This is a genomic window from Motilimonas eburnea (assembly GCF_021295345.1).
GTDB lineage: Bacteria > Pseudomonadota > Gammaproteobacteria > Enterobacterales > CBDFNC01 > Motilimonas > Motilimonas eburnea.
The window spans coordinates 210,211-232,998 of sequence record NZ_JAIMJB010000005.1 but is presented as its reverse complement, the minus strand read 5'-3'; the positions used below and the strand labels follow the sequence as shown (position 1 = coordinate 232,998).

Below are 22,788 nucleotides of genomic sequence, written 5' to 3'. Positions count from 1 at the left end.
AAGGTAGGGAAACTATGATGAAACCTATGAGCACTTGGTTGAGCTATGCCAGCTTGATTTGCATATTAGGGCTACAGGGATGCGGTGAAGGTACCATAGATGAACAAGCTGCATTCCAGCAAGCCGTGTCTTACCAGCAGCAAGATAACCATAAGAGCGCCATTATTGAGTTAAAAAATGTGTTGAAGGTGAACCCTCAACATATTGAAGCGCAAAAACGATTGGCGCAATCTTATGAGGTGATCGGCATGTATTTATTTGCCGAAAAAGAGCTAAGTAAGGTGGTTGCGCAGCAAGACACGCCCGAGCACCGCTTGGCGTTAGCTAAGGTGTTATTAGTTTTAGGAGAAAATCAACGGGTTGCGAAGTTACTTGAGCCGACCGAGATCTGGTCTGATAAAACCGCGGTCGATCGCTTCGCCTTACTTGCTCAACTTGCTTTATTATCTAAGCAATTAACCAAGCAAGAACAAGCGGAACAAGCCTTGGTTTATTTGACTAAGGCGCGTGAGCTAGAACGAGTGACCGCGGAATTATTATTTGCCAGTGCACTACAAGCGTTGGCTTATGATGAACGAGAGCAAGCGTTAACTAACTTAAATAAGGCGATTGAGCAACAAGCATTTTTTGCCAAAGCGATGCAGCTAAGAGGGCAAGTTCTGTTGGAGCAACAGGACTACCCGCAAGCCATCGCGCAATTTACGCAATTGGCCAAGCAACAATATTCGAACCCCGATGTGTTGTTGAATTTAGCGCAAGCCTATCTTGTCAGTGAACAGGACGAGTTACTTGAACAAACCTTAGCTCAAATACTAAAAGTCATCCCCAATCACGTTGAAGCCAATTACCTTAAAGCCTATCTCATGCTTGAGGATAAACAGTATCAAGCGGCCATGGATATGGCAGATAAGGTACTAGGTTTAGATGGTTCACACATCGCGGCGCACTTTGTTGCCGCCGCATCCGCATATCCATTAGAGCAATACGAAAAAGCCTTTGCTCACATCACCAAGGTGACCTATGCCTATCCCAATTACAGCGATGGCATTAAACTCAAGGCGGCAATTGAATTTAAGCTGGGTGATGAGCTCGCCGCGACAGAAACCCTGAGTGCAATTAATGCTTCTGATTTTAATCAGCAAGATGCCAGCTTATTAAAGGCGGCAGGGGAAGCATTGCTGCAGAATAAAGACTTTATTTTGTCTCGTCAGTTATTTGCACAGGCGGCACAGCTGGCACAAGATGATCGCTCGCTGAACTTGTTAATGGCGAAAGCCGCTTTTTTACAACCCGACATCGATCAGGGCATAGCGCAATTGCAAGAGGTGCAGCAGAAACTGCCTGAACAGGATGATATTGAGGTCGCCTTGATCCTCAATTACCTGAAAAAAGGAGATGTGAACGAGGCGTTGCAGCGTGCTGTTGCATTACAACAACGCTTACCCGAGTTAGAAGTAGGCTGGTTATTACAAGGGGCAGCCTATTTCCTAAATGAGCAACTTGAGCCCGCTGAGCAAGCCTTTTTAAAAGCGTTAGAGATAGCGCCAGAAAATAAATCAGCTCGGTACAATTTGGCAGCCCTCGCCTTAAAGAGCAAAGACTATGCGTTGGCTCAGCAGCATTATCAAGCGGTATTAGCGCAAGATAAAACCGATCTGAAAAGCTTAATGCAATTACATTTTTTAGCCATACGAGCAGACGAGTTGGAGCAAGGTCTAGCTTATTTAACCCAAGCCCTCAGTTATCACCCCGATAACCTAGAGGTAAACCTGCCTATGATCGAGTATCTATTTTTTAATAATCAGCCGCAGCAGGCGCTCGTTCTTGCATCCAATATGTTGGAAAAACATCCCCAACCGACAGCTGCCCAAGCCAAAATCTTATTTTACAGTGGCGTATTATTACAGTATTTCCAGCAATGGGAGCTGGCTAAGCAGCGTTTAGCGGCATTTACGGCCCGTTACCCAGCCAGTTATTTGGGGCACTTTCATTTAGCGCATGCTCATGCCATGACCAATGATTTGGCCAGCGCCCGGCGCGAGTTAGATAAAGCATTACAAGCGAACGCTTTTTACCCGCCCATTGCAATGTTGGATATTCGCTTGCTATTAAGTGAAGGCAAGTATGTTGAAACCCGCGAAGCGATTGCCAATTACCGCCAGCGTTTTCCCAACACGGCCATGGTAGATGAGATGCAAGCACGGTTAGAGTTGGCACAAGGTAATTTTGGTGATGCAATTCGTTATTACGAGCGCGCACTGCAAAGCACCGAAACAAACTTCTTATTGTTACAGCTCGCCAATGCGCACTGGTCTGCAGATGAACAGCAGCAGGCTATCTCACTGCTATCGCAGTGGCTGGAGCGCTATCAGCAAGACGTATTGGTGCTAAGGGTATTAGCCGATTATCAAATGTTAGCGGGTAAAGATCAGGCCGCCATTGCGTCACTGAAGCAATTGAGTGAACAAGTCGAGCCTGATTATCATATTGAAAACAACCTAGCTTGGTTATACCACAAGAAGGGTGATTACCCTCAAGCATTAAAGCATGCGCAGTCAGCCCATGATATGGCGCCAGATAATCCCGGCGTGATGGATACGTTGGCCGTGATTTTGTTGCAGCAAGGTGACGGTATCACGGCTGAGCGCCTACTTACAAGAGCGGTGCAAGCGGCACCGGATAACCCTGAAATTCAGCACCACCTTGCTCAAGCCATGCTTAAAAATGGTAAAAAAGAACAAGCAAAAGCCGTATTAGAAAAGTTGATTGCTGATTTTGCTGATTATTCGGGGTTGAGCGAGACTAAAGCGTTATTGTCGTCAATTAGTTAGAGATTTCGCTCTTGTTTATTGCGTCTAAGTTTTGTTAACTTAGGCGCCCCCATTATTTTGCTTTCAGGCGGCTTTCTGACTCCTGCTATCATATTGTGTGCCTATTTGGCCGACCTTATTCTTGGTGATCCTCAGCGTATTCCTCATCCCGTGCAGGGCATTGGTGTCTTGATCAAAGGGGCTGAGCGAGGTTATGAACGTCTAACCATTCCGGCGCAGTTTTATGGAATTTTTGCCAACTTATTGATCCTAGTCGTGGTATTTGTCATTAGCCTGACGTTAGCGCAAAGCCATTGGTTGCTCGAGCTTTACCTACTCTATACTTGCTTAGCCACGCGTAGTTTATGCCAAGAAGGTAGCAAGGTACGACGAATATTACAGCAAGGAGACATGGCGTTAGCGCGGCAAGAGCTGAGCTATTTGGTTAGCCGAGATACGGGTGAAATGGATCAACAACAGGTGATTCGTAGCACCATGGAAACCTTGTCGGAAAATATTGTTGATGCCATTACGGCTCCGCTGTTTTACATCTTGCTGGGGGCGTTGCTCAGCACCTGGTTGCCCGGCGCGACAGCGGCGGTCGCCATGACCTACAAGGCCATAAATACCTTTGATTCTATGTGGGGCTATAAAAATGAACGCTACCTTGCGCTTGGCTGGTTTTCGGCGCGGCTAGATGATTGGGCTAATTGGTTGCCAGCTCGTTTCACTGGGGCGTTGATTATCCCAATGGCGGCTTGGATATTAGGTTACGACTGGCGCGGCGCTTGGCGTATATTCTGGCGTGATCGCCACAACCATGCTAGCCCTAACTCGGCTCATCCCGAAGCCGCTGTTGCGGGCGCGCTGGGAGTGCAATTTGGGGGCTTAACCTCGTATTTTGGTCAGCAACAAGTTAAACCCACCATCGGCGATAAGCGAGCGGATTTTCAACTTGAGCATATTAAGCAAAATGTGCATTTAGTGTATGTGAGCTCGCTGTTAACGGCTTTATTTGTGCTGCTTGGGTTAGCGGGGACGATGGGCTTTTAATGTTAAGGAGAGAATATGCGCGAACTGCATGGAGGTAATGTACATCGTTTAGTCCGTCAATACGGTGAGCAAGGCTGGTTAGATTTTAGCGCCAATATAAATCCGTTAGGGTTGCCGGCAAGTGTTCGCCATGCCTTAACAAAGCAATTAGATTGCTTGTTGCAATACCCAGATCCAGACTATGTGCAATTACGCCAATCGTTGGCTGAGTATTGCCATCAGCCGATTCAGCGCATCATCCAAGGTAATGGGGCTACTGAGCTTATCTATCTTTATTTTAAGGCCGTTTCCCCGAATAACGTGTTAATCATTGCCCCGACGTTTGCTGAATATCAGCGAGCGGCAGAGGCGGTTGGCGCTGAAGTTGATTTTTGTCAGTTGGAGGGGGAAAGTGAGTTTAGCTTGTGTTTTGCCCAGCTAGCCAAGCAGTTGCAGGCAAAACGTTATGATGTGCTTGTCGTGTGCAACCCCAACAATCCAACGGGTCAGTTTATCGATCTTGCACAAATGGCGCAGTTGGCCAAGTTGGCGCAAGCTAATGATTGTCGCCTGCTGGTGGACGAGGCATTTATTGAATTTGTCGATCAAGGCGAAGCGTCGAGTATCGCCAGTTTAAGTTTGCCTCATGTGTTTGTTATTCGGGCCTTAACCAAATTTTTTGCTCTGCCTGGTATTCGCCTAGGCTTTGCTATTTGCCATGACCTTGCTTTAACTGAGCGGATTTTGCACATTCGTGAGCCTTGGAGTGTCAATGCCCTCGCTGAAGTTGCGGCCATTGCGGCGGTTCAGGATGCGGCTTACATGGAGGCTTCATGGCAATGGTTAAATGCCGAACGTGCTTTTATTATGGACGAGTTAGCTCAGTTACCCGGCTGGGTTACTTATCCATCTCGGGTTAACTTTGTGCTTTGTCAGCTCCCCCCCGTTTGGCAAGCCACGGCTCTGCGGGAAGTGTTATTGGATCAAGGCATTGTTATTCGCAATGCCAGTAATTTTCAGGGGCTAGATGAGTCCTACATTCGCCTTGCCATCAAGAGTAGAGCTGATAATCAGCGCCTCATTACGACCTTAAGGCAACTCAGCTTTTATGATGCTTAATGTTGTTTACTTGATGTGATTAAGAGGCAGCGCGGTATTATGCATAATATTACGTAGCATAAAGCTGGATCTCACTCCCGTGACACCGGGTATTCGGGTGAGTTTACCGAGTAGAAATTCTTGGTAAGCTTCCATATCGGGCACCATCACTTTTAATTGGTAATCCGCATCCATGCCTGTGATCAAGCAGCATTCTATGATTTCTGGGTATTGCGCCACTTCGCGTTCAAAGTTCTCAAACCTATCTGGCGTGTGCCGATCCATACTGATATGAATATACGCGGTTAATTTGAGACCGAGTTTTTGCGGGTTGAGTAAGGTGACGTGCTTATCGACGTAGCCCGCTTCTTCGAGGCTCTTCACACGCCTAGAGCAAGGGGAGGCTGAAAGGCCTATTTGCTCGGCTAATTCCAAATTACTGATGCGGCCGTTTTCTTGCATCAAGGTTAAAATATGTTTGTCGGTGCGGTCTAATTTCGCCATCTCGGTGCTCACACATAAATAATTGCTTATTTATTAGGATAGTTGAAATAGTATTGCTTATCTACAACAAAACTTAGCTAAAAAAGGTAAGTTATTGCGTATTGGTTTAGTTACTATTTTATTCAGTGGGGCACAGCTGAGCAGTCTAAATAATGACCCGTTATTTTGGCGAAAACCTTGTTACCGCAAGTGATTAGCCGCTCAGGCGAGAGATTCGCACCTAAGCTTACCGGCAAAGTTGGACGATACCTAAGTTCATAGCAGAGATTAAAAAAAGCGATTCATTGGAATCGCTTTTTTTATGGCAGAAATTCAGCGCTAAGGACTAGTCCAATTCTTTGAAGAAGGATGTCGCAAAACTCTTTTCGCAGTAGTGACACTTGAGCTTAATTTGTTGCTTTTGGCGAATGTAAAATTGGCTATCCACCGGCTCACTGTGGCTGATACAGTTTGAGTTTGGACACGCCAATACACCACTGATCGATTCCGGTAAATGCACCTTGAATTTTTTTACCACATCGTAGTTTTCAATTAAATTGATGGTGGCGTCAGGGGCAAATAAGGCTAACTGATTCGCTTGCGCATCGGTGATCTGCGTGTTTTCTATCTTGATCAAATCTTTGGTTTGGCTGCCACCGGTTGGCAAGTTCAACCCGATGGTGATCTTTTGCTTGGTGTCGGTAAGTTGAAAAAACTTAAGTATTTTAACGCCTTGCCCAGCCGCAATATGATCGATCACCGAGCCGTTTTCAATAGCTTGAACCTCTAACTTCTTTTTCATGCTTGCTCCTGGAAAAAGTTGGTTAATACCAAGGCTAACAAGGCTTGTCTTGCATAAACGCCATTCTCAGCTTGTTGGAAGTAATACGCATAAGGCGTGATATCAACATCGGTCGTAATTTCATCGATACGGGGTAACGGGTGTAAAATTTTCAGGTTATCACGCACGTTTTCAAGCATGCTGCCATTGAGCACAAATGCTGACTTAAGGTGTTGATATTCGGTTTCATCAAAACGCTCTTTTTGCACGCGGGTCATGTATAAAATATCGAGATCCGCAATCACTTCTTCAATGCTGCTGTGCAGTGAATATTTAATCCCCGCGTCATCGAGCTCTTCCAAAATGTAATCGGGCATCGCCAGCGCACTCGGTGCAATAAAGAAGAAATTACAGTTGAACAATGACAAGGCTTGCGCGAGGGAATGCACCGTGCGGCCATATTTTAAATCGCCAACAAAGGCGATATTGAGACCTTCAAGTTGTTGCTGCGTCTCATAAATAGTGAACAAATCAAGTAAGGTTTGGGTGGGGTGTTGGTTCGAGCCATCACCGCCATTGATCACCGGAATGGAGGCAAACTCCGCAGCAAGGCGTGCAGCCCCTTCTTGAGGGTGACGCATAAAGAAGCCATCAGCATAAGACGAGATGACTTTGACCGAGTCGGATAAGGTTTCCCCTTTTTGTGCAAGGGAAGTATTACCGCCGCTGTCAAAGCCGATCACTGAACCACCCAGACGCTGCACGGCCGTTTCAAATGAAAGCCGCGTTCGGGTCGAGGCTTCAAAGAAGCAACTGGCGACTATCTTGTTTTTGAGCAGTTCTGGCTGAGGTTGGTGTTTGAGTTTTTTTGCTGTGGCTACGATTAACTCTAGTTCACTGCGAGATAAATCAGCGATTGAGATGATGTCTTTCTGATATAAGGGGTTTGTCATTTTTCTTCCTGCCGGGTGCGTGGAACAACCGGAACAAGATTATAACACCCCTTGTGGTGCGATGCTTATGTTTTATCGGTCGGATTGCGCCCAAGCCTGGCTTGGGCATGGGGTTCGTTAATCGCCTTTATACAGAGCGGCGTCAACGATACACCAGATGTGAAGCGGCACCGAAATAATAAAGAAAATACCGAATGTCATTCCTGCAATACCGTGACCCGCAGAAACGAATAGGAAAAACAACAGCGCAGCTAAGATACGCCCCTGCACTAATTGGCCAAGGCCGGGGATAAAAAAGCTACAAATAGCGGCAATGACATTACCGGCTGAACCTTGAGATGCCATAGGGTCTCCTAATCTAATTTAATATCTTTGATGGTTAATTCTGTCACGCCATTACGTTGGCTCAGCACACCTTGCACAGTGACTGGCTGCTGGGCAAAGTCGGCAATGTTGCTCGGCGGCGTGTGGATTAACACCTCTTGCTCTTGCGTGATAAGCCACCAAGCCTGAGCGCGCTGTGTTATCACACCTTGTAGTGGGCTAAGTGTCTCTGGCGTCGCCATGTCTGCCAGCATGGCCACTTCTGGCTCAGACTGAGCGGCCATTTGTGGCGCAGCGCTTTTCAATAATGCCGGGGCAGATATTGACATAGGGGCCACCTCCGCTTGTGGCATCCGTGTTTCATTATCAGGCTCCTGTTGCGCCCAAAACACCGCCACCACAAAAAAGGAGGCGGCAATTGCCGGAATAAATGGCATATTGCGCCAACTGCGCGTTTTACCTACCGGTGTTGGTTTAGCGGCAACGGCCTTGCGTGACGCGGCCAAAATTTGCTGATCTAAGGCGCTGCTTGGCAGTTCGTTACTTTGCTGCTGATATGCTTGGCCAATGGCATCATCATGGATGTTTGATTTATTGCTCATATGAAACCCCTTTTTTCAGCTTGGCCATGGCGTAGCGCAAGCGGCTTTTTGTCGCTTCAAAACTTGATTTAGTTAAGTTGGCTATTTCTTCTAAACTAAATCCGGCTTCATGGCGCAATAAAAAAACCTCTTTTTGTTGCGCGGGCAAACTCTCAACTTGACTGATTAAATCAGCAGCTTGGCGGCTATGGGTGAGCTGCTTATCTAACTCAGGTAGCTCGTCTTCTGGCTCAGCTACATCATCAAAATCCAGTAGTTGTGCCTTGTTATTTTTACGGTAGTAATTCACTAAATGGTTATGAGCCAAGGTGTATAACCAGGTCGTAAATTTTGCCGTTGGCTGATACGTTTCTCGGGCATTAATCAGCTTCATCCATATATCATGATGCAGCTCTTCTGCCACATCAGCACGGCTACAGTGACGTAGAAAATAGCGATATACGCCACCTTTGTGTTTTTGATACAACTGCTCGAAAGCCGCTGCATCGCCTTGTCCGTAGTTCAGCATTAGCTGTTCATCGGATAATGGTTCTGAATTACTCAAGCGCATTCCACCGCAACAAAAACTAGATGGCTCCAACATACCTTAGCCCCGCATCACGCTCAAGTTTTGCCCGGATATTTCTAGCGGGCTTGGTTGGTGAGCGTAAGTAACCCTTCGATAATGCTTGTTGCACGTCTTCAGACATATCAACCAAAGATATTGATAAATGGGTTAAACAGGTTGAAAGTTGATGCTTTTTTTAGATGAAAGTCCTAAGCTATTGACTCAAATTAGAGGAGGGGTTGCCATCATGGTGCGTGGTCTTGGGTTAATGTTATTTTGGTTATCGGCTTCGGCATGGGCAGGAGCGCAATTTGAAGAGATGGAATCAAAGCCGATGCTGGCTTATGTGGTGGCGAAACCAGACGGCACCGTGATTAACCAACAAAACCGCTACCTGAATGCCGCGCCGGCCAGTACGCAAAAGTTGATTACTGCCACCGCCGCCAAGTTGTTTTTGGGCGGAAGCTATCGTTTCAACACGCAGATAGAAACGGCGACTAAAGCCACCTTAAAGCAAGGCACCATCAGCCAAGATATCCGGTTTCGTCTGTCAGGTGCCCCTGACTTTACCCGCAAGCAATTACGCGAAATGTTAAAAACCTTACGCCAAAGTGGGGTGACTAAACTATCCGGTGACATCTTGATCAATGTTGCGCGATTTGATGGCTACTATTGGAGTAATGGCCAATCTTGGAATGATCTGGGCGTTTGTTATACCTCTCCCGCCAGTGCGGTGATCATCAACCGTAACTGTGTACAAGGTAATCTTTCCGTGACAAAGCAAGGGGAAACTCGTGTTTTCATTCCGCCTCATGAGCCCATTCGTGTCGCCAACAGCACTTATGCGCTAAAAACATGGCGTGAAATGCGAGATCGCCATTGTGGTTTAGAGCTACACCGTGGTGATGCCAACCATTATGAACTGGTGGGCTGCTTTGTCGAGCGCAAGGAAGCCATCCCGATGAAGTTTTCAGTCAATGATCCTGTGACGTACTTTGCCAGCATTTTAACGGCTGACTTGAAGGCGGCTGGTATTAAGCATACGGGGCAAATTTTAAAGGAATCGACGGTGGAGCCTGAAGGTGACGTGCTCGTCAGGCAGCGCTCGGCTTCCTTGAATTACTTACTGAAAAAAATGCTAAAGGATTCGGATAACCTGATTGCCGATGTGGTGTTTAAAACCCTTGGTGCAGAATATTATAATCAGGCAGGTAGCTACCGTAGTGGTGAGGCTGCGGTCAAAGCCATCTTGAAGAAACAAGCCAAGTTGGACTTGTATGATGCGATCATGGCGGATGGATCGGGTTTATCACGTCACAACCTAGTCACGGTCGATCAACTGCTGCAAGTGATGCAATATGTTTACAACCACGAAACGAAGTTGAAGCTATTAGACTCCTTAGCCACGTCAGGTGTTGATGGCACCTTAAAGTGGCGCACGTCACTGCGCGTTGATGCATTAAAAGGCAAAGTCAGGGGTAAGACGGGATCGTTAAAGAGCGTTGTTAACATGGTCGGCGTTATCGACACGGTGCAAGGGCCTAGATTATTTGCCTACTTGGTTTCGGGTTATAACTTGCCACCAAGGCACGCCAAAAAGTATAAAAACAAATTAAATCCTATTCGTCAGTTTGAACGTGATTTTTTTACCGAGTTGTTAACAACGGGGCAATTGCAGAAAAAACAGTGACACTAGTTTCATATTCGGAGCATACAAATAGGCTGGCTTGGAATATTTGGTATAGTGGATGCTGTTGATATTTATGTTGTTTATTAACAGCCTGGTAACAAGCTCGTGGATCCGGCTGCTGTGAGGTGTGCATGAGACGATTTATTCCCTGCTTAGTGGTGTTGCTGGAGCGGCCTCGTTTGGGGCAGTGTCGTTTGGGGTTGACCGCGGAGTTAGGCGCGAAACGAGCGATGCAGCTGAGTCAGCTATTTATTGAATGTGCCTTAGAAGACGCCAAAGTTTGGCCGGGAAAGGTTGTGCTAGCCGTGCCAGAGCAAGATCTTAATTGGGCGGAATTTCTTGCCGATACCCATCAACAAAAGCAACCTTGGCAGGTGGTGGGCTATCAAGGCCATGGCATCAGTCATCACCTCGTTGAACTAGACAACCAGTTGCGCCAGCAAGGGTTGCAGCAGTTTATCTACATCGCCGCGGATAGCCCAGTGTTGTCGGGTGATCATTATCGTAAGGCCATCTTATTATTGCAAAATTACCCCGTTATTGCGGCTCATGAGCGCACTCCAGCGAATGGTTTCACATTATTGGGTAACACTCAGCCATGGCCGGATTTGTCCCCCATAGAGTGGCACGCGCCGGGGGGGGTGGAGCAACTTCAGTTCGCTTGCTTACAACATGGCTTAGCCATGACAGATTTGGTCGCGGGTTATCGTGTGATCGATCTTAATGGGCTAACGCGCTTGCAACACGATCTCGGCGCAGATAGTCGGCCAGCTCGCAAACGTTTATTGCAAGCCATGCAGCCGTTAAGCATTGGGCTCGGAGCTTAAACTGACATGGGAAGGACTCGATTGCGACCCAGCCGTTTTGCCTCATAGAGTTGTTTATCTGCGCGATCGATCACTTGGCTAGGGCTGTCGCCAGGGGTGAATTCGGCCACGCCAAATGATGCGGTAATGTTGTCGACCTGTTGATTGCTGCGCTTATCTTTGACGGATACTTTTTCCACCGCGCGACGTATCGACTCCGCAAGTTGGCGCGTGACCCTTAAGTTTTTGGCTGGCACCAGTAATGCAAACTCCTCTCCACCAAAGCGATAAGCGGCGATCCCATCTCGGCAGCTTAATTGTAAGCGACGGGCAATGGCTTTAATCACCGTGTCGCCAAATAGGTGGCCGTATTGATCATTAAAATTTTTAAAATGATCAATATCGACCAAGATAAAACCAAAAGGCTGGTTGGCTGCGCATAGGCTGGCCAAGTCATTATCCAATGCTCGTCGGTTAAGTAATCCAGACAAGCCATCATAAAGCGCATCTTGTTGAACTTGTTCCAATTGCGCTTTTAATCGCGCGACTTCCGAACTGGCATTATTTAACTGATTGTTCAAAAAACGCGTCGAGTGGCGAATCTCCTTTGATTCGGAAATCAGGCCTCGCACTAACTCCATGACCTCTTCAAATGATAAGCCTTCATCTTCAACCCGAGATAAGCAATCAAAATTTTTGTCTATCATGGTTTGAAAGTCTTGAGTGTCGGCCAAGGTGTCCGTCATAGAGTGAGCCACCTCATTGAGTAATAGCTCTAAACTGGTGCGCAGTTGGCGAATATCGGTTTCGGTTTTACTGGCAATGTAAGTGCGGTATAAGTTTTCCCCTGTGGCAGGTGGGCACATGCCATAGTCAGTGATCGCTTGGTCGAGCTCTTTGTTCATTTGCGGCACACTGTTATCCACATAAGTGTACCAAAGTGCATAATTGGTTGGCGTGGTAGGCACTTGGTTTTTAATCATTAACGGAACCGCTTTACGCAGGTTCTCGGTGGATTGCTGAAATAGTTTTTTACTCATTATTACCTGTGCCAACTGAAACATAAAAAGAGGCGTTTTGCTAAAGTTAGCTGAAATTGGCTTAGGTTTCTCGTTAAAAATGAGATTGCTTGCTTTGGGGCAAACAGGTATCGCATAATTTGCGACTTAAGCCACACCTAAGGTCATTGAAACTTGGGGTATTTGTTGGGTTAAGGCTCGGCCGTGTGAGGATCACAGCGATACCGCTGCGATCCATTGAGGCCCTTCAAGGCGATTAATTGGCGGTGATATCGACTAATACGCGCCCCGTTACCTTGCCATCAAGTAACTGAGCAGCATAGCTGGCTGCCTGTTCAAGATTAATGGTCTGGCACGCGTTCTGATAATAAGAATGCGGCAATCCTGTGGCTAACAAGTGCCACGCTTTTTGTCGTTGTTCAAATGGGCAGTTGACCGAGTCCACGCCCAATAAATTTACCCCACGCAATATAAAAGGCATGACGGTGGTCGGTAATTCAAAGCCTCCGGCTAGGCCACAAGCGGCGACGGCGCCGTTGTAGTTTATTTGGCTCAATACCTTAGCTAGCACATGGCCGCCTACGGTATCAACCGCACCTGCCCATTGCTGTTTATCAAGTGGGCGGTTCGGGCTTAACATTTCTTCGCGGCTTACAATGCGACTGGCGCCGAGTGCCGTGAGCCAATCACGATTTTCCGCTCGACCTGTAACGGCTGCGACTTCATAGCCTAAGGCGTGCAGCAAAGCAACGGCGACACTCCCCACGCCACCGCTGGCGCCCGTCACTATGATTTCGCCTTGCTCCGGTGTGATGCCAGCTTGTTGCAATGCTTGAACACACAATGCGGCGGTTAAGCCTGCGGTGCCTAGTTGCATGGATTCTTTAGCGGTTAAATCTTCATGGAGAGGCACTAACCAATCTGCTTTTACCTGTGCTTTTTCGGCTAATCCGCCCCAATGGTTTTCACCTACGCCCCAACCGGTTAGTACCACTTGTTGACCTGTTTGGTAGCGCAGGTCACTTGATTGAATCACTTTGCCTGTGAAGTCAATGCCCGGCACCATGGGAAATTGGCGCACGATTTTGCCTTTGCCAGTAATGGCTAATGCGTCTTTATAGTTAAGAGAGGAATAATCCACTGCGACTAATACTTCACCTTCTGGCAGCTGGGTTTCATCGATGGGCTCGACGCTAGCTAACGTTTGCTTATCTTGTTGGCGCAGGATCAGGGCATTGAACATGCTTAACTCCTTACAGGAATGATAAAAATTAAGCATAAGCTTGAATAACTTGCTCTGCAATCGGTATAAACCCCTAACTTGTAAGGGGGGGCGTAAAAGTGGATCATAGGCGCGATGCTTAAAAAGGTGACGAACTTGAACCAAGAACAGAATAACGCAGCAATGCGAGCACAATTTCCTGTATTACAACAACAAGCCAATGGTTATCCACTGGTTTATTTGGACAGTGCGGCGACCACACAAAAGCCTGATCCTGTGATTGAGGCGATAAATGTTTATTATCAACAAGATAATGCCAATGTGCACCGCGCCGCTCATTGTTTAAGTGCGCGCGCTACGCAAAAGTTTGAACACGCTCGTGATCTCGTCGCCCAGTTCATCAATGCGCCGAGTCGTGAACAAGTTATCTGGACCAAGGGCGCGACCGAGGCCATCAACCTAGTGGCACAAAGTTACGGCAGCTTGCTCAATCTTGGCGATGAAATCTTGCTTTCGACCATGGAGCACCACGCCAATATCGTGCCTTGGCAACAATTGGCACAGCAGCGCGATCTGGTGATCAGGGTTATTCCACTGACCGCCAATGGTGAGTTGGATATGAACGCAGTGAGCGAGCTGTTAACGGAGCGCACGCGTATCGTCGCCATCACTCATGTTTCCAATGTGCTAGGGTCGGTGAACCCCATTGCGCAACTGGTGAAGATGAGTCATCAAGTCGGGGCCAAGGTGCTAGTAGATGGCTCGCAAGCCGTCGCTCATATGCCAGTTGATGTGCAGGCCCTTGATTGTGATTTTTATGTGTTCTCTGGCCATAAAATGTATGGCCCGACAGGTATCGGCGTGCTGTACGGTAAAACCGAGCTGCTCAATGCCATGCCGGTTTGGCAAACCGGTGGTGAGATGATTAAAAAAGTCAGCTTTAGTGGCACCACCTTTAATGCATTGCCGTTTAAATTCGAGCCCGGCACCCCTAACATTTCCGGTGTAATTGGCCTAGGTGCTGCAATCGAGTTTCTAACGAGTCTCGACCGAGTAGCAATACACAACCAAGAGCAAGTCTTATTGGCTTATGCCAAACAGCAGCTTGAACAGCTCAGCGAAATCACCCTGATCGGATCGCCACAGGAGCAAATGGCGGTGATTAGCTTTGTGGTTAAGGGTGAACACCACAGCGACATTGCCACCTTGCTCGACCAACAAGGGATTGCCATCCGAGCCGGTCACCATTGCGCCATGCCCTTGATGGACGCCCTTGGCTTAAACGGCACCTTAAGGCTGTCTTTTGGCTGTTATACTACCAAGCAAGATGTTGATGCCTTCATTACTGCACTGCAAAAAACATTGGAGTTTTTATAATGTCGAATCAGTTGATCAACAACGTTTTTGGTAACGAAATAAGCAGCGATGATGTGCTGGATTTGTTTGCGCAGCAAAGTGGTTGGGAAGCGCGCTATCGCCAAATCATCCTGCTTGGTAAGCAGCTCGCTGCGCTACCCGATTTATTTAAAATTGAAGAACATCAGGTGGATGGGTGTGAAAGTGCGGCTTGGTTAGTGGCAAGGCAGCAAGATGACAGCTGGCAATTTTATGTTGCCAGTGATACCCGTATCGTCAATGGCTTATTAGCCATCGTCTTAGCGGCCTATAACGGTCAATCCAGTGAGAAAATTCAAGAATTTGATATCGAAGAATACTTTGCTGAGCTGGGGTTAACCAAGCAGCTTAGTCCATCTCGTAGCAATGGGCTGCATGCCGTAGTTGCTGAGATCAAGCGTCTGACTCTTTAGCCTTGTTGGCTTTCTCGGCGAGTTTCTTCAATACCCGGCCAACGGCAACGAATGCAAAGCTAGCGGTAACATGAGTTGCCGCGCCAAATCCCGAGCTACAGTCCATCTTCATATTGCCATCACTTTGCGCCTTGGCGTGACAAACACCACCGTCTAAATCGGGGTAAATTAATTGCTCGGTAGAAAAGACGCAATCCACGCTAAATTTGCGCTTGGGATTTTTGGTAAAGTTGTAGAAACGGCGCAAATCCGAACGCACCTTAGCGGCTAGCGGGTCTTGAATGGTTTTGGCGAGATCGCCTAGTTGGATTTGAGTCGGGTCGATTTGACCGCCAGCGCCACCTATGGTGATGATAGGTACCTTGTTACGTTTACAGTGAGCAATCAGCGCGGCTTTAGCACGCACACTGTCGATGGCATCAATCACATAATCAAAGTCGTTATTAATAACCTCAAATAGGTTTTCTTTGCTAACAAAATCATCGATGCAATGCACCTGACATTCAGGGTTGATAGCCAAAATACGCTCCGCCATGGCATCAATTTTTTGCTGGCCGACGGTATGAGTCAGGGCATGAATTTGGCGGTTAGTATTGGTGGTGCAGATATCATCCATGTCAATTAAGCTGATTTGGCCAATGCCTGAGCGGGCAAGGGCTTCTGCGGCCCAACTGCCCACGCCACCTATGCCGATAACGCAAACATGTGCCTGCTTAAAACCTTGTAGCGCGCTAGCGCCATATAAGCGAGCGATACCGCCAAATCTATGATCAAAGGATGACATAGCTATTTCCCCCAAAACTGACTAGGTGCGCATTATACCCAAGCTACTTAAAGATGCACGATCCCACACCTTGCGAGTAGGGTCGGAACTTATTCCCCGAATGCGTGTGCGGCGGGTAAATATTCGCGATTAAAAAATCGCTGCCGCAGAGGACGGTTTGCTTGGTGGGAGGCGAGCTCGTTCGGCGAAAAGACTGTAAGTTGTCCCCTCCCACTGCAATGATGGAAATTTGATCTAAGACATCCCCCTCAATTTCTATACTCTAGTCATGACAAGCTCCGAGCGAGTGAGGGTGATATGTTGAAATGGTTAGGGCTGATGGTCTGTGCAAGTATTTACTTGGTTTCTATGCAGCTACAAGCTTGTGAACTCAAAATGGGCTATCGCACCACAGCACGCATGCCTAACATCAATGCTAAACCCAATAATACGGGCCTCTATTATGATTTATATAAGGCGGCTGCAGACAAAATAGGCTGCGAACTGGTTGTGGTCCGCTCTCCCAAAAATCGTATCTTACGTGGGCTAAAAGACGGCTCTATCGACTTTTACCCTGGCTTAACCTTTACCGAAGCGCGCTCAGAATTCTATTTCTTTTATCCTAATGGTATTCCCGCTGCCGATGTCGGCTTAACTCGAATAGGTAAGGACAAGATTAAAAACTACGATCAGCTAGCACATAAAGTGGTGCTGGTTGCGCTGGGATCCCCCGGTCCACAAACAGATAATCCGCATATCGATTTTAAACGCCCACCGGAACTCACCTTTGAGCGGGCCATTGACTTGATCTTAGCTAACCAAGCTGACTTTTATATGGATGATTTTGGTACCTTGTATTACTACCTAGTGCAACATCCAAGGCAAACCGAGTTGATGTTTCATATGAATTGCTGCGGTGGCATGACGCAGTTAACCTTGGGCTTTTCAAAACAATCGCCCCATTTCGCCAGCGAAACGAATCCCCATTATGATGCAAGCAAACCTCTGTATTGGCAAAATTATCCCACTCAAACCGTGTCTGGTACGGTGGCAGATAAGTTTCGCCTTGCATTAAAAGAGTTAGCTGATAGTGGCTTTACCAATACCTTATATAAGGATTATTACGGCGCGAGTTTAGCGGATTTGATGGCGGCGGATTAAAGGGCTTCATGAAGAAGCCCTTTAATAGTGACTGCTTAGAGGCCGTCTTTGCCAGTATAACGGGCTTGTTTGTAAGTATTTCTAAACTTCTCACCTTGTGGCAAGTCATCACAAATACCGTGATATTCTTGTTGGGCAAACCCCACTACGTATGCATTTTTGATATCGCAATAAGTGGGTAAGCCAGCGTCATAAGCTTCTGAATAAGCTTGATAGTCAGCATTGCTACCTGAAAATTTGGCGCTCACTTTATTTAGTGCACTTTGATCTCTTTTTACCAGGCCCTTCTCGACATCGGCAGCGCCAAGCCCAGCCCAATTGTTCGCCTGAACTAGGTTGGCAACGGGTGAATTAGATGCACAGCCAGCTAGTGCGGCAACTAAGGCGGTGATAATCATTGCTTTCATAAGGAACCTCTGTTTTAACGGATCATGTAAGTATGAACGGCTAAGCAAACAAAACTGTCAATTTAGCTATCAGCTTTAGATAAAAATGATGTGAGGCTTACGTTACCGTGATAATAAAAAAAAACCAAGGCAAAATGCCTTGGTTTTTCTAATCAGCGAAAAATAAGTGAAACTTATTGTGCTGCTTCAACAATCGCTTTCATGTCGCTCATGTAGCCACGTAGTTTCTTACCTACGATTTCTACAGGGTGAGTGCGAATGGCTTCGTTCACTTCGATTAGACGTTTGTTGTCTACCGAGTTGGTTTTCAGGTTTAGACCTTTACCGATAACTTCAGTGCTTAGACCGTTAACGTAATCTTTGATGAGTGGCACTGCTGCGTGAGCGAATAGGTAACAACCGTATTCCGCTGTGTCAGAGATAACCACGTTCATTTCGTAAAGTTTCTTACGTGCGATGGTGTTAGCGATGAGTGGCGTCTCGTGTAGCGACTCGTAGTAAGCTGACTCTTCGATGATGCCAGATGCTGTCATGGCTTCAAACGCTAGCTCAACGCCCGCTTTAACCATAGCTACTAGTAGAATACCGTTGTCGTAGAATTCTTGCTCGTCGATAACAACATCAGAAGGGCCTTCTTTTTCAAAGCCAGTTTCAGCTGTTTCTTCACGCCATGTTAGTAGGTTTTTGTCGTCGTTCGCCCAGTCTTCCATCATGGTCTTAGAGAAGTGACCTGTGATGATGTCATCCATGTGCTTGTTGAACAGTGGACGCATGGTCTCTTTTAGTTCAGCAGCCATATCGAATGCTTTGATTTTAGCTGGGTTAGATAGACGATCCATCATGTTAGTGATGCCGCCGTATTTTAGACCTTCGGTTACTGTTTCCCAACCGTACTGGATTAGTTTAGCCGCGTAACCTGCGTCGATACCGTCAGCAACCATCTTGTCGTATGCCAAGATAGCACCGGTTTGCAACATACCACATAGGATAGTTTGCTCACCCATCAGGTCAGATTTAACTTCAGCAACAAAAGAAGACTCTAGTACGCCCGCACGGTCACCACCGGTTGCGCTTGCGTAAGCTTTAGCAATTTCAAAGCCTTCGCCTTTAGGGTCGTTTTCAGGGTGAACAGCGATAAGGGTTGGTACACCAAAGCCACGCTTGTATTCTTCACGTACTTCAGAACCTGGACACTTAGGCGCAACCATGATAACAGTGATGTCTTCACGGATCTTCATGCCTTCTTCAACGATGTTGAAACCGTGTGAGTAAGCTAGCGTCGCGCCTTGCTTCATTAACGGCATAACCGCGTTTACTACGCTAGTGTGTTGCTTATCTGGCGTCAGGTTTAATACGAGATCTGCTGTTGGGATAAGGTTTTCGTAAGTATCAACGTTAAAGCCGTTTTCTTTGGCGTTCTTGTAAGATTGACGTTGCTCTTTGATTGCCGCTTCACGTAGGGCGTAAGAGATGTCTAGGCCAGAGTCACGCATGTTTAGACCTTGGTTTAGGCCTTGTGCACCACAGCCAACAATTACAATTTTCCAGCCCTTGATAAATTCACAGCCGTTTGCGAACTCGCTACGGTCCATGAAACGACACTTGCCTAATTGTTCTAACTGTTGACGCAAGTTCAACGTATTAAAGTAATTGTTAGCCATGAGTTTTCCCTTTGCATATATTTTAGAATTCTTGGTGACTTAGGATAAAAATCTAAAAGCCACTCGACGAAAAGCACTATATAACAAGATCTACATTGCTCAAAATGATATATTTGCAAACTTATGTTGCACTTTTTGCAACATCAACTTGAGCCCAAGAGCGTTATTTATGGACCTGAAATCACTGCAAGCTTTTATCCATTTGGCCAATAGCCACCACTTTGCTAAATCGGCTGAAGCCCTGCATTTGAGCCCGTCAACCTTAAGTCGGATCATTCAACGGTTGGAGCAAGAAGTGGGTAGTCGCTTGCTGCAACGTGATAACCGCAGCGTGGCACTTACCCCAGCAGGGGAAAAGCTACTTGGATTTGCCCAGCAGCAATTGGATAGCTGGCAAATATTGAAAGCCGATCTGCAAGGCAATAATGCGCAATTGGAAGGAAAACTCAGCATATATTGCTCTGTTACCGCCGCTTATAGCCATTTACCGCAAATACTCGACCGTTTTCGTTTGCATCATCCCCAAGTTGAAATTGTGTTGGCCACCGGCGATGCGGCGCAAGCCGTGGAGCGGGTGCAGTCGGAGCAAGTCGATGTGGCCATTGCCGCTTGCCCCGATAACTTATCCAGTCAGTTGAAATTTCACAGTTTAGCCGAAATCCCACTGTCGGTGATTGCACCTGTGATTAACTGCAGTGTGCAGCAGCAAGTGAGCATGCCCGCTGTGCCTTGGCAGCAGTTGCCGTTTATCTTGCCGGAGCACGGCCCCGCGCGCAGGCGAATCAATTCTTGGTTTCGCCAAATGCACATTCGCAAACCCCATATCTACGCCAATGTCACAGGTCATGAAGCCTTGGTCAGCATGGTGGCATTGGGATGTGGTGTGGGTATCGTGCCCGATGTGGTGGTGGAAAACAGCCCGGTGCGAGACAGGGTGCAGCGTATCAAAACTGAGAAGTTATTAGAGCCGTTTGATCTTGGGGTTGTCGGGTTGAAAAAACGGGTCACAGAGCCTTTGATTAATGCTTTTCTGATGGCGTTGAATTAGCTCACAGTTTTATCAAAAAGTGTCCGTGCTTTGATAGGTATGTGCCTATTTTTGTTGTATTTTGCCTGAGTCAGCCCGTTTGTTCGGCTCAGGTTAGGAATCCAATATGATCACCACTAGGCAAGAAATTGAACAAGCCATCGCCGCCTTGTCGCTAGGGGGTAAAACCTTGTTTATTCACAGCGCCATAAAATCTTTTGGCCAGCTTGAAGGCGGCCCCGACACCTTACTCGATCCGCTCATTGCAGCGGGTTGTACCGTGATCATGCCAAGCTTTACCTATGATCCTTTATGTTCCCCACCAGCTGGCGCGCCTGCCATGGCAGATACCGCTTACGGTGGCCATCGCGGCGAATGGCTACTGCCACCTACGCGCCCTTATGATTATCGCGCTAATGAAATTGAGCCGAGCATGGGAGCAATACCTAGGGCACTATTAAATAAGCCAGGGCGAGTGCGGAGCCAGCATCCCATTAATTCCTTTGTCGGTATCGGGCCATTAGCCGAGTCGATTTTGGCCCAGCAAACCTTACAGCATGTGTATGGCTTATATGATAACCAGCCACAGGCGTGGGTATTAACCATGGGAGTGAGCCTAACCAGCGTGACTCCCATTCATTATGGTGAACAACAAGCGGGGCGTAAGCTGTTTCAGCGCTGGGCTCAGCAAGTTAATCCAAGTACGGGTGAGGTAGATACCAACCTGGTAGCCATCGGCAGCTGTTCAAATGGCTTTGATAAGCTGCAGCCCTATGTGCAACCTATTGCGCGCGAGCTTAAAGTGGGTGCCAGTGATTGGACCTTATATCCGCTGCAGCCTTTAATTACTCGCTGCAAACGCGCGATCCAACAACAGCAAGCCATTACCCACTGCAGCGATGTGAATTGTTTGCGTTGCCAAGATGCCATCGCCAGTGCAACTCGCTAAACCCGGAAGGGGGCTGTTTTTGCGCGCTAAAGGGGCTAGAATGACAGCAGTATTGAAGGAGTTATTATGATTAATCCAAAGAAATTAGAAGAAATTGCCAAGCAAGTCTCTGAAGCGCTGCCACCGGGTGTCAAAACCATAGGTGAAGAAGCTGAGCGCAAGGTTAAGCAAGTACTACAAGCGCAGCTAAATAAATTAGATTTAGTGAATCGTGAAGAGTTTGAGGTACAAACCCAAGTGCTACTTCGCACTCGAGAGAAGCTGTTGGCGATGGAGCAGAAGCTGGCACAACTAGAAGCGCAGCTTGGCTCTCAAGATAAGCAAGCGGTGCAACAGCAAGACCAAGAGTAAGGGCCTAATCCGGTCTTGCGTCCAGCCATCGACATCATGCTCGATGGCTTTTACTCATCTTCTTACATTTCAGATGGCGTGAGCACGCTGCGACATAGGGTTGGGTTGACATCGCGGTGAATCAGTTCTTCGTGTGCTAACAGCACTTGCTCGTCGCTGCTGCCTTTATTTACCAATACCTCACACAGTTCGCGCTCTGGCAGCGTTTTGATCATTTCAGGTGTAATGTCTGACGCAGTTTCAACCTTGTCATTGCTAGCACAGGCTGAAAGCGCGATGGCCATGGCAGCCACAGTGATGAGTTTTTTCATGGGTTTTTCCTTTTGTCAGTTTACAATATTGAGCTTGATGATAGCCCTAACTCGCTACTTTATAAGTATTTTTAATTAACTGCCTTGACACTATATAGGAACTGTATGGCTATCGGCAATATGAGGATAGTTTGTTTTCAGTAGTTAGGGCAGGCCAATGCCCCTTTGCTGTGGCCAGACTCGCCGCCTAACGCCGAAGTACGGGAAGGCCTAACTCCTTGGCCACAGTGTAAGCGTCGTTATCGAGCGCTTTTTTATTACCATGATCCATGATGTTAACGCGCTGAGCGTTGCGTAAAACCAAATTTAACTCGTAGCTGTAAAAGCGCGAGGTGCGTCCTTCGCTGGTGGAGCTCACCAGCTCGGTTAACACTTGCAGCGCTGCGACCTCTTTAAGGTAACCTTGTTTACCCTCGTCAGTGAGATCCGGTTGCCATTTACCACGATAATAAATGCCTTGTTCCAGATCCATAACTAAACGCCGATTCACTCCTAATAGAAACCAGCCCACCCCAGCAAAGGCTGCCCCCCACACGATTAAGAAAATAGCCGCGATGGGTTCACCATTAAAAAAGACATAGGGGGCACCAATGCCTAATACCAATAACCCAGGGATAAAAAATATCAGCGCAAAAAATAGCCCCGCAAAGGATTTCTTCACCATTAAACGTTGCCCCTGTTGCACCAATTTCGCAGATTTAAAGTTGCTGCCACCAGCGCATAATGGTGCCCAGCTCACTTGCTGATCGATTGATGCATTAGCCGAAGTTGGTTGCGGTGAAGGAGACTCATTTGTCTCCCCCAAGTTAATTTGATTAAAAAATCCCATTTAGTTCGTTCCTTAAGCGCGATCTGACCAGCATTCGTAGCATGACAAGGTCTATAAACTAGGGCCTGTTTACCTTTTGAGCTTGTTTTTGCAGCGATTTGTTGGGTATTTATACAAGGCAGAGACTTTGTAGCATAGTCAACTATGCAAAAAG

General features: G+C 47.2%; 24 protein-coding genes. 11 read left to right on the top strand and 13 right to left on the bottom strand.

All coding sequences use genetic code 11. The annotated features are described in order from the left end of the window. Nucleotides 1–14: 14 nt before the first annotated feature. From prsT to cobD, 3 genes are read left to right on the top strand one after another with little or no spacing between them, the layout of a single operon-like run. Nucleotides 15–2,831: an XrtA/PEP-CTERM system TPR-repeat protein PrsT gene (prsT, locus tag K6Y21_RS07085; protein WP_233071083.1), complete on the top strand. Its 2,817-nt coding sequence runs from the start codon at nucleotides 15–17 to the stop codon at nucleotides 2,829–2,831. 57 nt (nucleotides 2,832–2,888) lie between these two features. Next, complete coding sequence (gene cbiB / locus K6Y21_RS07080; protein WP_285229726.1) at nucleotides 2,889–3,863, top strand: adenosylcobinamide-phosphate synthase CbiB; 975 nt, start codon at nucleotides 2,889–2,891, stop codon at nucleotides 3,861–3,863. A 15-nt stretch (nucleotides 3,864–3,878) separates the two neighbouring features. After that, nucleotides 3,879–4,961: a threonine-phosphate decarboxylase CobD gene (cobD, locus tag K6Y21_RS07075; RefSeq protein ID WP_233071081.1), complete on the top strand. Its 1,083-nt coding sequence runs from the start codon at nucleotides 3,879–3,881 to the stop codon at nucleotides 4,959–4,961. Between the two features lie 6 nt (nucleotides 4,962–4,967). Here cobD and K6Y21_RS07070 read toward each other — a convergent pair whose 3' ends face one another. From K6Y21_RS07070 to K6Y21_RS07045, 6 genes are all read right to left on the bottom strand, one after another. After that, a complete protein-coding gene (locus K6Y21_RS07070) occupies nucleotides 4,968–5,444 on the bottom strand; it encodes an Lrp/AsnC family transcriptional regulator (RefSeq protein WP_233071080.1) in 477 nt (158 codons plus the stop codon). Between the two features lie 325 nt (nucleotides 5,445–5,769). Beyond that, nucleotides 5,770–6,225 carry an aspartate carbamoyltransferase regulatory subunit gene (pyrI, locus tag K6Y21_RS07065; RefSeq protein ID WP_233071079.1) on the bottom strand — a complete coding sequence of 152 codons (456 nt, stop codon included), beginning with the start codon at nucleotides 6,223–6,225 and terminating at the stop codon, nucleotides 5,770–5,772. Further along, nucleotides 6,222–7,157, bottom strand: a complete 936-nt coding sequence (gene pyrB / locus K6Y21_RS07060; protein WP_233071078.1) for an aspartate carbamoyltransferase — start codon at nucleotides 7,155–7,157, stop codon at nucleotides 6,222–6,224. Before pyrB ends, pyrI begins: the two co-directional genes overlap by 4 nt. A gap of 117 nt (nucleotides 7,158–7,274) precedes the next feature. Next, the gene (locus K6Y21_RS07055) at nucleotides 7,275–7,502 is read right to left on the bottom strand and encodes a hypothetical protein (protein WP_233071077.1); all 228 of its coding nucleotides are present in this window, start codon (nucleotides 7,500–7,502) and stop codon (nucleotides 7,275–7,277) included. 8 nt (nucleotides 7,503–7,510) lie between these two features. Beyond that, nucleotides 7,511–8,083 carry a hypothetical protein gene (locus K6Y21_RS07050; RefSeq protein ID WP_233071076.1) on the bottom strand — a complete coding sequence of 191 codons (573 nt, stop codon included), beginning with the start codon at nucleotides 8,081–8,083 and terminating at the stop codon, nucleotides 7,511–7,513. Next, nucleotides 8,073–8,627, bottom strand: coding sequence for a sigma-70 family RNA polymerase sigma factor (locus tag K6Y21_RS07045; RefSeq protein ID WP_233071075.1), 555 nt, complete (start codon nucleotides 8,625–8,627; stop codon nucleotides 8,073–8,075). Before K6Y21_RS07045 ends, K6Y21_RS07050 begins: the two co-directional genes overlap by 11 nt. Before the next feature lie 190 nt (nucleotides 8,628–8,817). On the opposite strand from K6Y21_RS07045, the gene dacB reads away from it, so the two are divergent. Together dacB and K6Y21_RS07035 are read left to right on the top strand one after the other, a co-directional pair. Further along, nucleotides 8,818–10,320, top strand: coding sequence for a D-alanyl-D-alanine carboxypeptidase/D-alanyl-D-alanine endopeptidase (gene dacB, locus K6Y21_RS07040; protein WP_233071074.1), 1,503 nt, complete (start codon nucleotides 8,818–8,820; stop codon nucleotides 10,318–10,320). A 131-nt stretch (nucleotides 10,321–10,451) separates the two neighbouring features. After that, a complete protein-coding gene (locus tag K6Y21_RS07035; RefSeq protein WP_233071073.1) occupies nucleotides 10,452–11,147 on the top strand; it encodes a hypothetical protein in 696 nt (231 codons plus the stop codon). Here K6Y21_RS07035 and K6Y21_RS07030 read toward each other — a convergent pair. Continuing rightward, nucleotides 11,144–12,166 (bottom strand): GGDEF domain-containing protein, encoded by a 1,023-nt coding sequence (locus K6Y21_RS07030; RefSeq protein WP_233071072.1) that lies wholly within the window; start codon nucleotides 12,164–12,166, stop codon nucleotides 11,144–11,146. The genes K6Y21_RS07035 and K6Y21_RS07030 overlap by 4 nt on opposite strands. Before the next feature lie 235 nt (nucleotides 12,167–12,401). Then, the gene (gene acuI / locus K6Y21_RS07025; protein ID WP_233071071.1) at nucleotides 12,402–13,388 is read right to left on the bottom strand and encodes an acrylyl-CoA reductase (NADPH); all 987 of its coding nucleotides are present in this window, start codon (nucleotides 13,386–13,388) and stop codon (nucleotides 12,402–12,404) included. Between the two features lie 135 nt (nucleotides 13,389–13,523). On the opposite strand from acuI, the gene K6Y21_RS07020 reads away from it, so the two are divergent. Both K6Y21_RS07020 and K6Y21_RS07015 read left to right on the top strand, forming a co-directional pair. After that, on the top strand, nucleotides 13,524–14,744 hold the full coding sequence (locus K6Y21_RS07020; RefSeq protein WP_349629476.1) for an aminotransferase class V-fold PLP-dependent enzyme: 1,221 nt from the start codon (nucleotides 13,524–13,526) through the stop codon (nucleotides 14,742–14,744). Next, on the top strand, nucleotides 14,744–15,175 hold the full coding sequence (locus K6Y21_RS07015; protein WP_233071070.1) for a SufE family protein: 432 nt from the start codon (nucleotides 14,744–14,746) through the stop codon (nucleotides 15,173–15,175). Before K6Y21_RS07020 ends, K6Y21_RS07015 begins: the two co-directional genes overlap by 1 nt. Here K6Y21_RS07015 and tcdA read toward each other — a convergent pair. Further along, nucleotides 15,156–15,959, bottom strand: coding sequence for a tRNA cyclic N6-threonylcarbamoyladenosine(37) synthase TcdA (gene tcdA, locus K6Y21_RS07010; RefSeq protein WP_233071069.1), 804 nt, complete (start codon nucleotides 15,957–15,959; stop codon nucleotides 15,156–15,158). The two genes, K6Y21_RS07015 and tcdA, sit on opposite strands and share 20 nt — an antisense overlap. 297 nt (nucleotides 15,960–16,256) lie before the next feature. Here tcdA and K6Y21_RS07005 point away from each other — a divergent pair, with 297 nt between their 5' ends. Continuing rightward, entirely contained in the window at nucleotides 16,257–17,099 is an 843-nt protein-coding gene (locus K6Y21_RS07005; RefSeq protein ID WP_233071068.1) for a substrate-binding periplasmic protein, read from the top strand. Nucleotides 17,100–17,134: 35 nt separating this feature from the next. Here K6Y21_RS07005 and K6Y21_RS07000 read toward each other — a convergent pair whose 3' ends face one another. Next, on the bottom strand, nucleotides 17,135–17,506 hold the full coding sequence (locus K6Y21_RS07000) for a DUF2799 domain-containing protein (protein ID WP_233071067.1): 372 nt from the start codon (nucleotides 17,504–17,506) through the stop codon (nucleotides 17,135–17,137). Between the two features lie 173 nt (nucleotides 17,507–17,679). Next, a complete protein-coding gene (gene ilvC / locus K6Y21_RS06995) occupies nucleotides 17,680–19,167 on the bottom strand; it encodes a ketol-acid reductoisomerase (RefSeq protein WP_233071066.1) in 1,488 nt (495 codons plus the stop codon). A gap of 169 nt (nucleotides 19,168–19,336) precedes the next feature. Between ilvC and ilvY the strand changes: the two genes are divergently transcribed. From ilvY to ubiK, 3 genes are all read left to right on the top strand, one after another. After that, nucleotides 19,337–20,215 carry an HTH-type transcriptional activator IlvY gene (ilvY, locus tag K6Y21_RS06990; protein WP_233071065.1) on the top strand — a complete coding sequence of 293 codons (879 nt, stop codon included), beginning with the start codon at nucleotides 19,337–19,339 and terminating at the stop codon, nucleotides 20,213–20,215. A gap of 106 nt (nucleotides 20,216–20,321) precedes the next feature. Then, nucleotides 20,322–21,143, top strand: a complete 822-nt coding sequence (locus tag K6Y21_RS06985; protein ID WP_233071064.1) for an AAC(3) family N-acetyltransferase — start codon at nucleotides 20,322–20,324, stop codon at nucleotides 21,141–21,143. Nucleotides 21,144–21,209: 66 nt separating this feature from the next. Further along, on the top strand, nucleotides 21,210–21,494 hold the full coding sequence (gene ubiK / locus K6Y21_RS06980; RefSeq protein ID WP_233071063.1) for a ubiquinone biosynthesis accessory factor UbiK: 285 nt from the start codon (nucleotides 21,210–21,212) through the stop codon (nucleotides 21,492–21,494). Between the two features lie 62 nt (nucleotides 21,495–21,556). Here the strand turns inward: ubiK and K6Y21_RS06975 are convergent, their stop codons facing one another. Together K6Y21_RS06975 and K6Y21_RS06970 are read right to left on the bottom strand one after the other, a co-directional pair. Beyond that, complete coding sequence (locus tag K6Y21_RS06975; RefSeq protein WP_233071062.1) at nucleotides 21,557–21,805, bottom strand: uL4 family ribosomal protein; 249 nt, start codon at nucleotides 21,803–21,805, stop codon at nucleotides 21,557–21,559. Nucleotides 21,806–21,992: 187 nt separating this feature from the next. After that, a complete protein-coding gene (locus K6Y21_RS06970; RefSeq protein ID WP_233071061.1) occupies nucleotides 21,993–22,634 on the bottom strand; it encodes a DUF2189 domain-containing protein in 642 nt (213 codons plus the stop codon). Between the last annotated feature and the right edge of the window lie 154 nt (nucleotides 22,635–22,788).

Coding starts and splice junctions, on each gene's coding strand:
- prsT (WP_233071083.1), top strand. CDS start 15: ATGATGAAACCTATGAGCACTTGGTTGAGCTATGCCAGCTTGATTTGC.
- cobD (WP_233071081.1), top strand. CDS start 3,879: ATGCGCGAACTGCATGGAGGTAATGTACATCGTTTAGTCCGTCAATAC.
- K6Y21_RS07070 (WP_233071080.1), bottom strand. CDS start 5,444: ATGGCGAAATTAGACCGCACCGACAAACATATTTTAACCTTGATGCAA.
- pyrI (WP_233071079.1), bottom strand. CDS start 6,225: ATGAAAAAGAAGTTAGAGGTTCAAGCTATTGAAAACGGCTCGGTGATC.
- pyrB (WP_233071078.1), bottom strand. CDS start 7,157: ATGACAAACCCCTTATATCAGAAAGACATCATCTCAATCGCTGATTTA.
- K6Y21_RS07055 (WP_233071077.1), bottom strand. CDS start 7,502: ATGGCATCTCAAGGTTCAGCCGGTAATGTCATTGCCGCTATTTGTAGC.
- K6Y21_RS07050 (WP_233071076.1), bottom strand. CDS start 8,083: ATGAGCAATAAATCAAACATCCATGATGATGCCATTGGCCAAGCATAT.
- dacB (WP_233071074.1), top strand. CDS start 8,818: ATGCTTTTTTTAGATGAAAGTCCTAAGCTATTGACTCAAATTAGAGGA.
- K6Y21_RS07035 (WP_233071073.1), top strand. CDS start 10,452: ATGAGACGATTTATTCCCTGCTTAGTGGTGTTGCTGGAGCGGCCTCGT.
- K6Y21_RS07030 (WP_233071072.1), bottom strand. CDS start 12,166: ATGAGTAAAAAACTATTTCAGCAATCCACCGAGAACCTGCGTAAAGCG.
- acuI (WP_233071071.1), bottom strand. CDS start 13,388: ATGTTCAATGCCCTGATCCTGCGCCAACAAGATAAGCAAACGTTAGCT.
- K6Y21_RS07015 (WP_233071070.1), top strand. CDS start 14,744: ATGTCGAATCAGTTGATCAACAACGTTTTTGGTAACGAAATAAGCAGC.
- tcdA (WP_233071069.1), bottom strand. CDS start 15,959: ATGTCATCCTTTGATCATAGATTTGGCGGTATCGCTCGCTTATATGGC.
- K6Y21_RS07005 (WP_233071068.1), top strand. CDS start 16,257: ATGTTGAAATGGTTAGGGCTGATGGTCTGTGCAAGTATTTACTTGGTT.
- K6Y21_RS07000 (WP_233071067.1), bottom strand. CDS start 17,506: ATGAAAGCAATGATTATCACCGCCTTAGTTGCCGCACTAGCTGGCTGT.
- ilvC (WP_233071066.1), bottom strand. CDS start 19,167: ATGGCTAACAATTACTTTAATACGTTGAACTTGCGTCAACAGTTAGAA.
- ilvY (WP_233071065.1), top strand. CDS start 19,337: ATGGACCTGAAATCACTGCAAGCTTTTATCCATTTGGCCAATAGCCAC.
- K6Y21_RS06985 (WP_233071064.1), top strand. CDS start 20,322: ATGATCACCACTAGGCAAGAAATTGAACAAGCCATCGCCGCCTTGTCG.
- ubiK (WP_233071063.1), top strand. CDS start 21,210: ATGATTAATCCAAAGAAATTAGAAGAAATTGCCAAGCAAGTCTCTGAA.
- K6Y21_RS06975 (WP_233071062.1), bottom strand. CDS start 21,805: ATGAAAAAACTCATCACTGTGGCTGCCATGGCCATCGCGCTTTCAGCC.
- K6Y21_RS06970 (WP_233071061.1), bottom strand. CDS start 22,634: ATGGGATTTTTTAATCAAATTAACTTGGGGGAGACAAATGAGTCTCCT.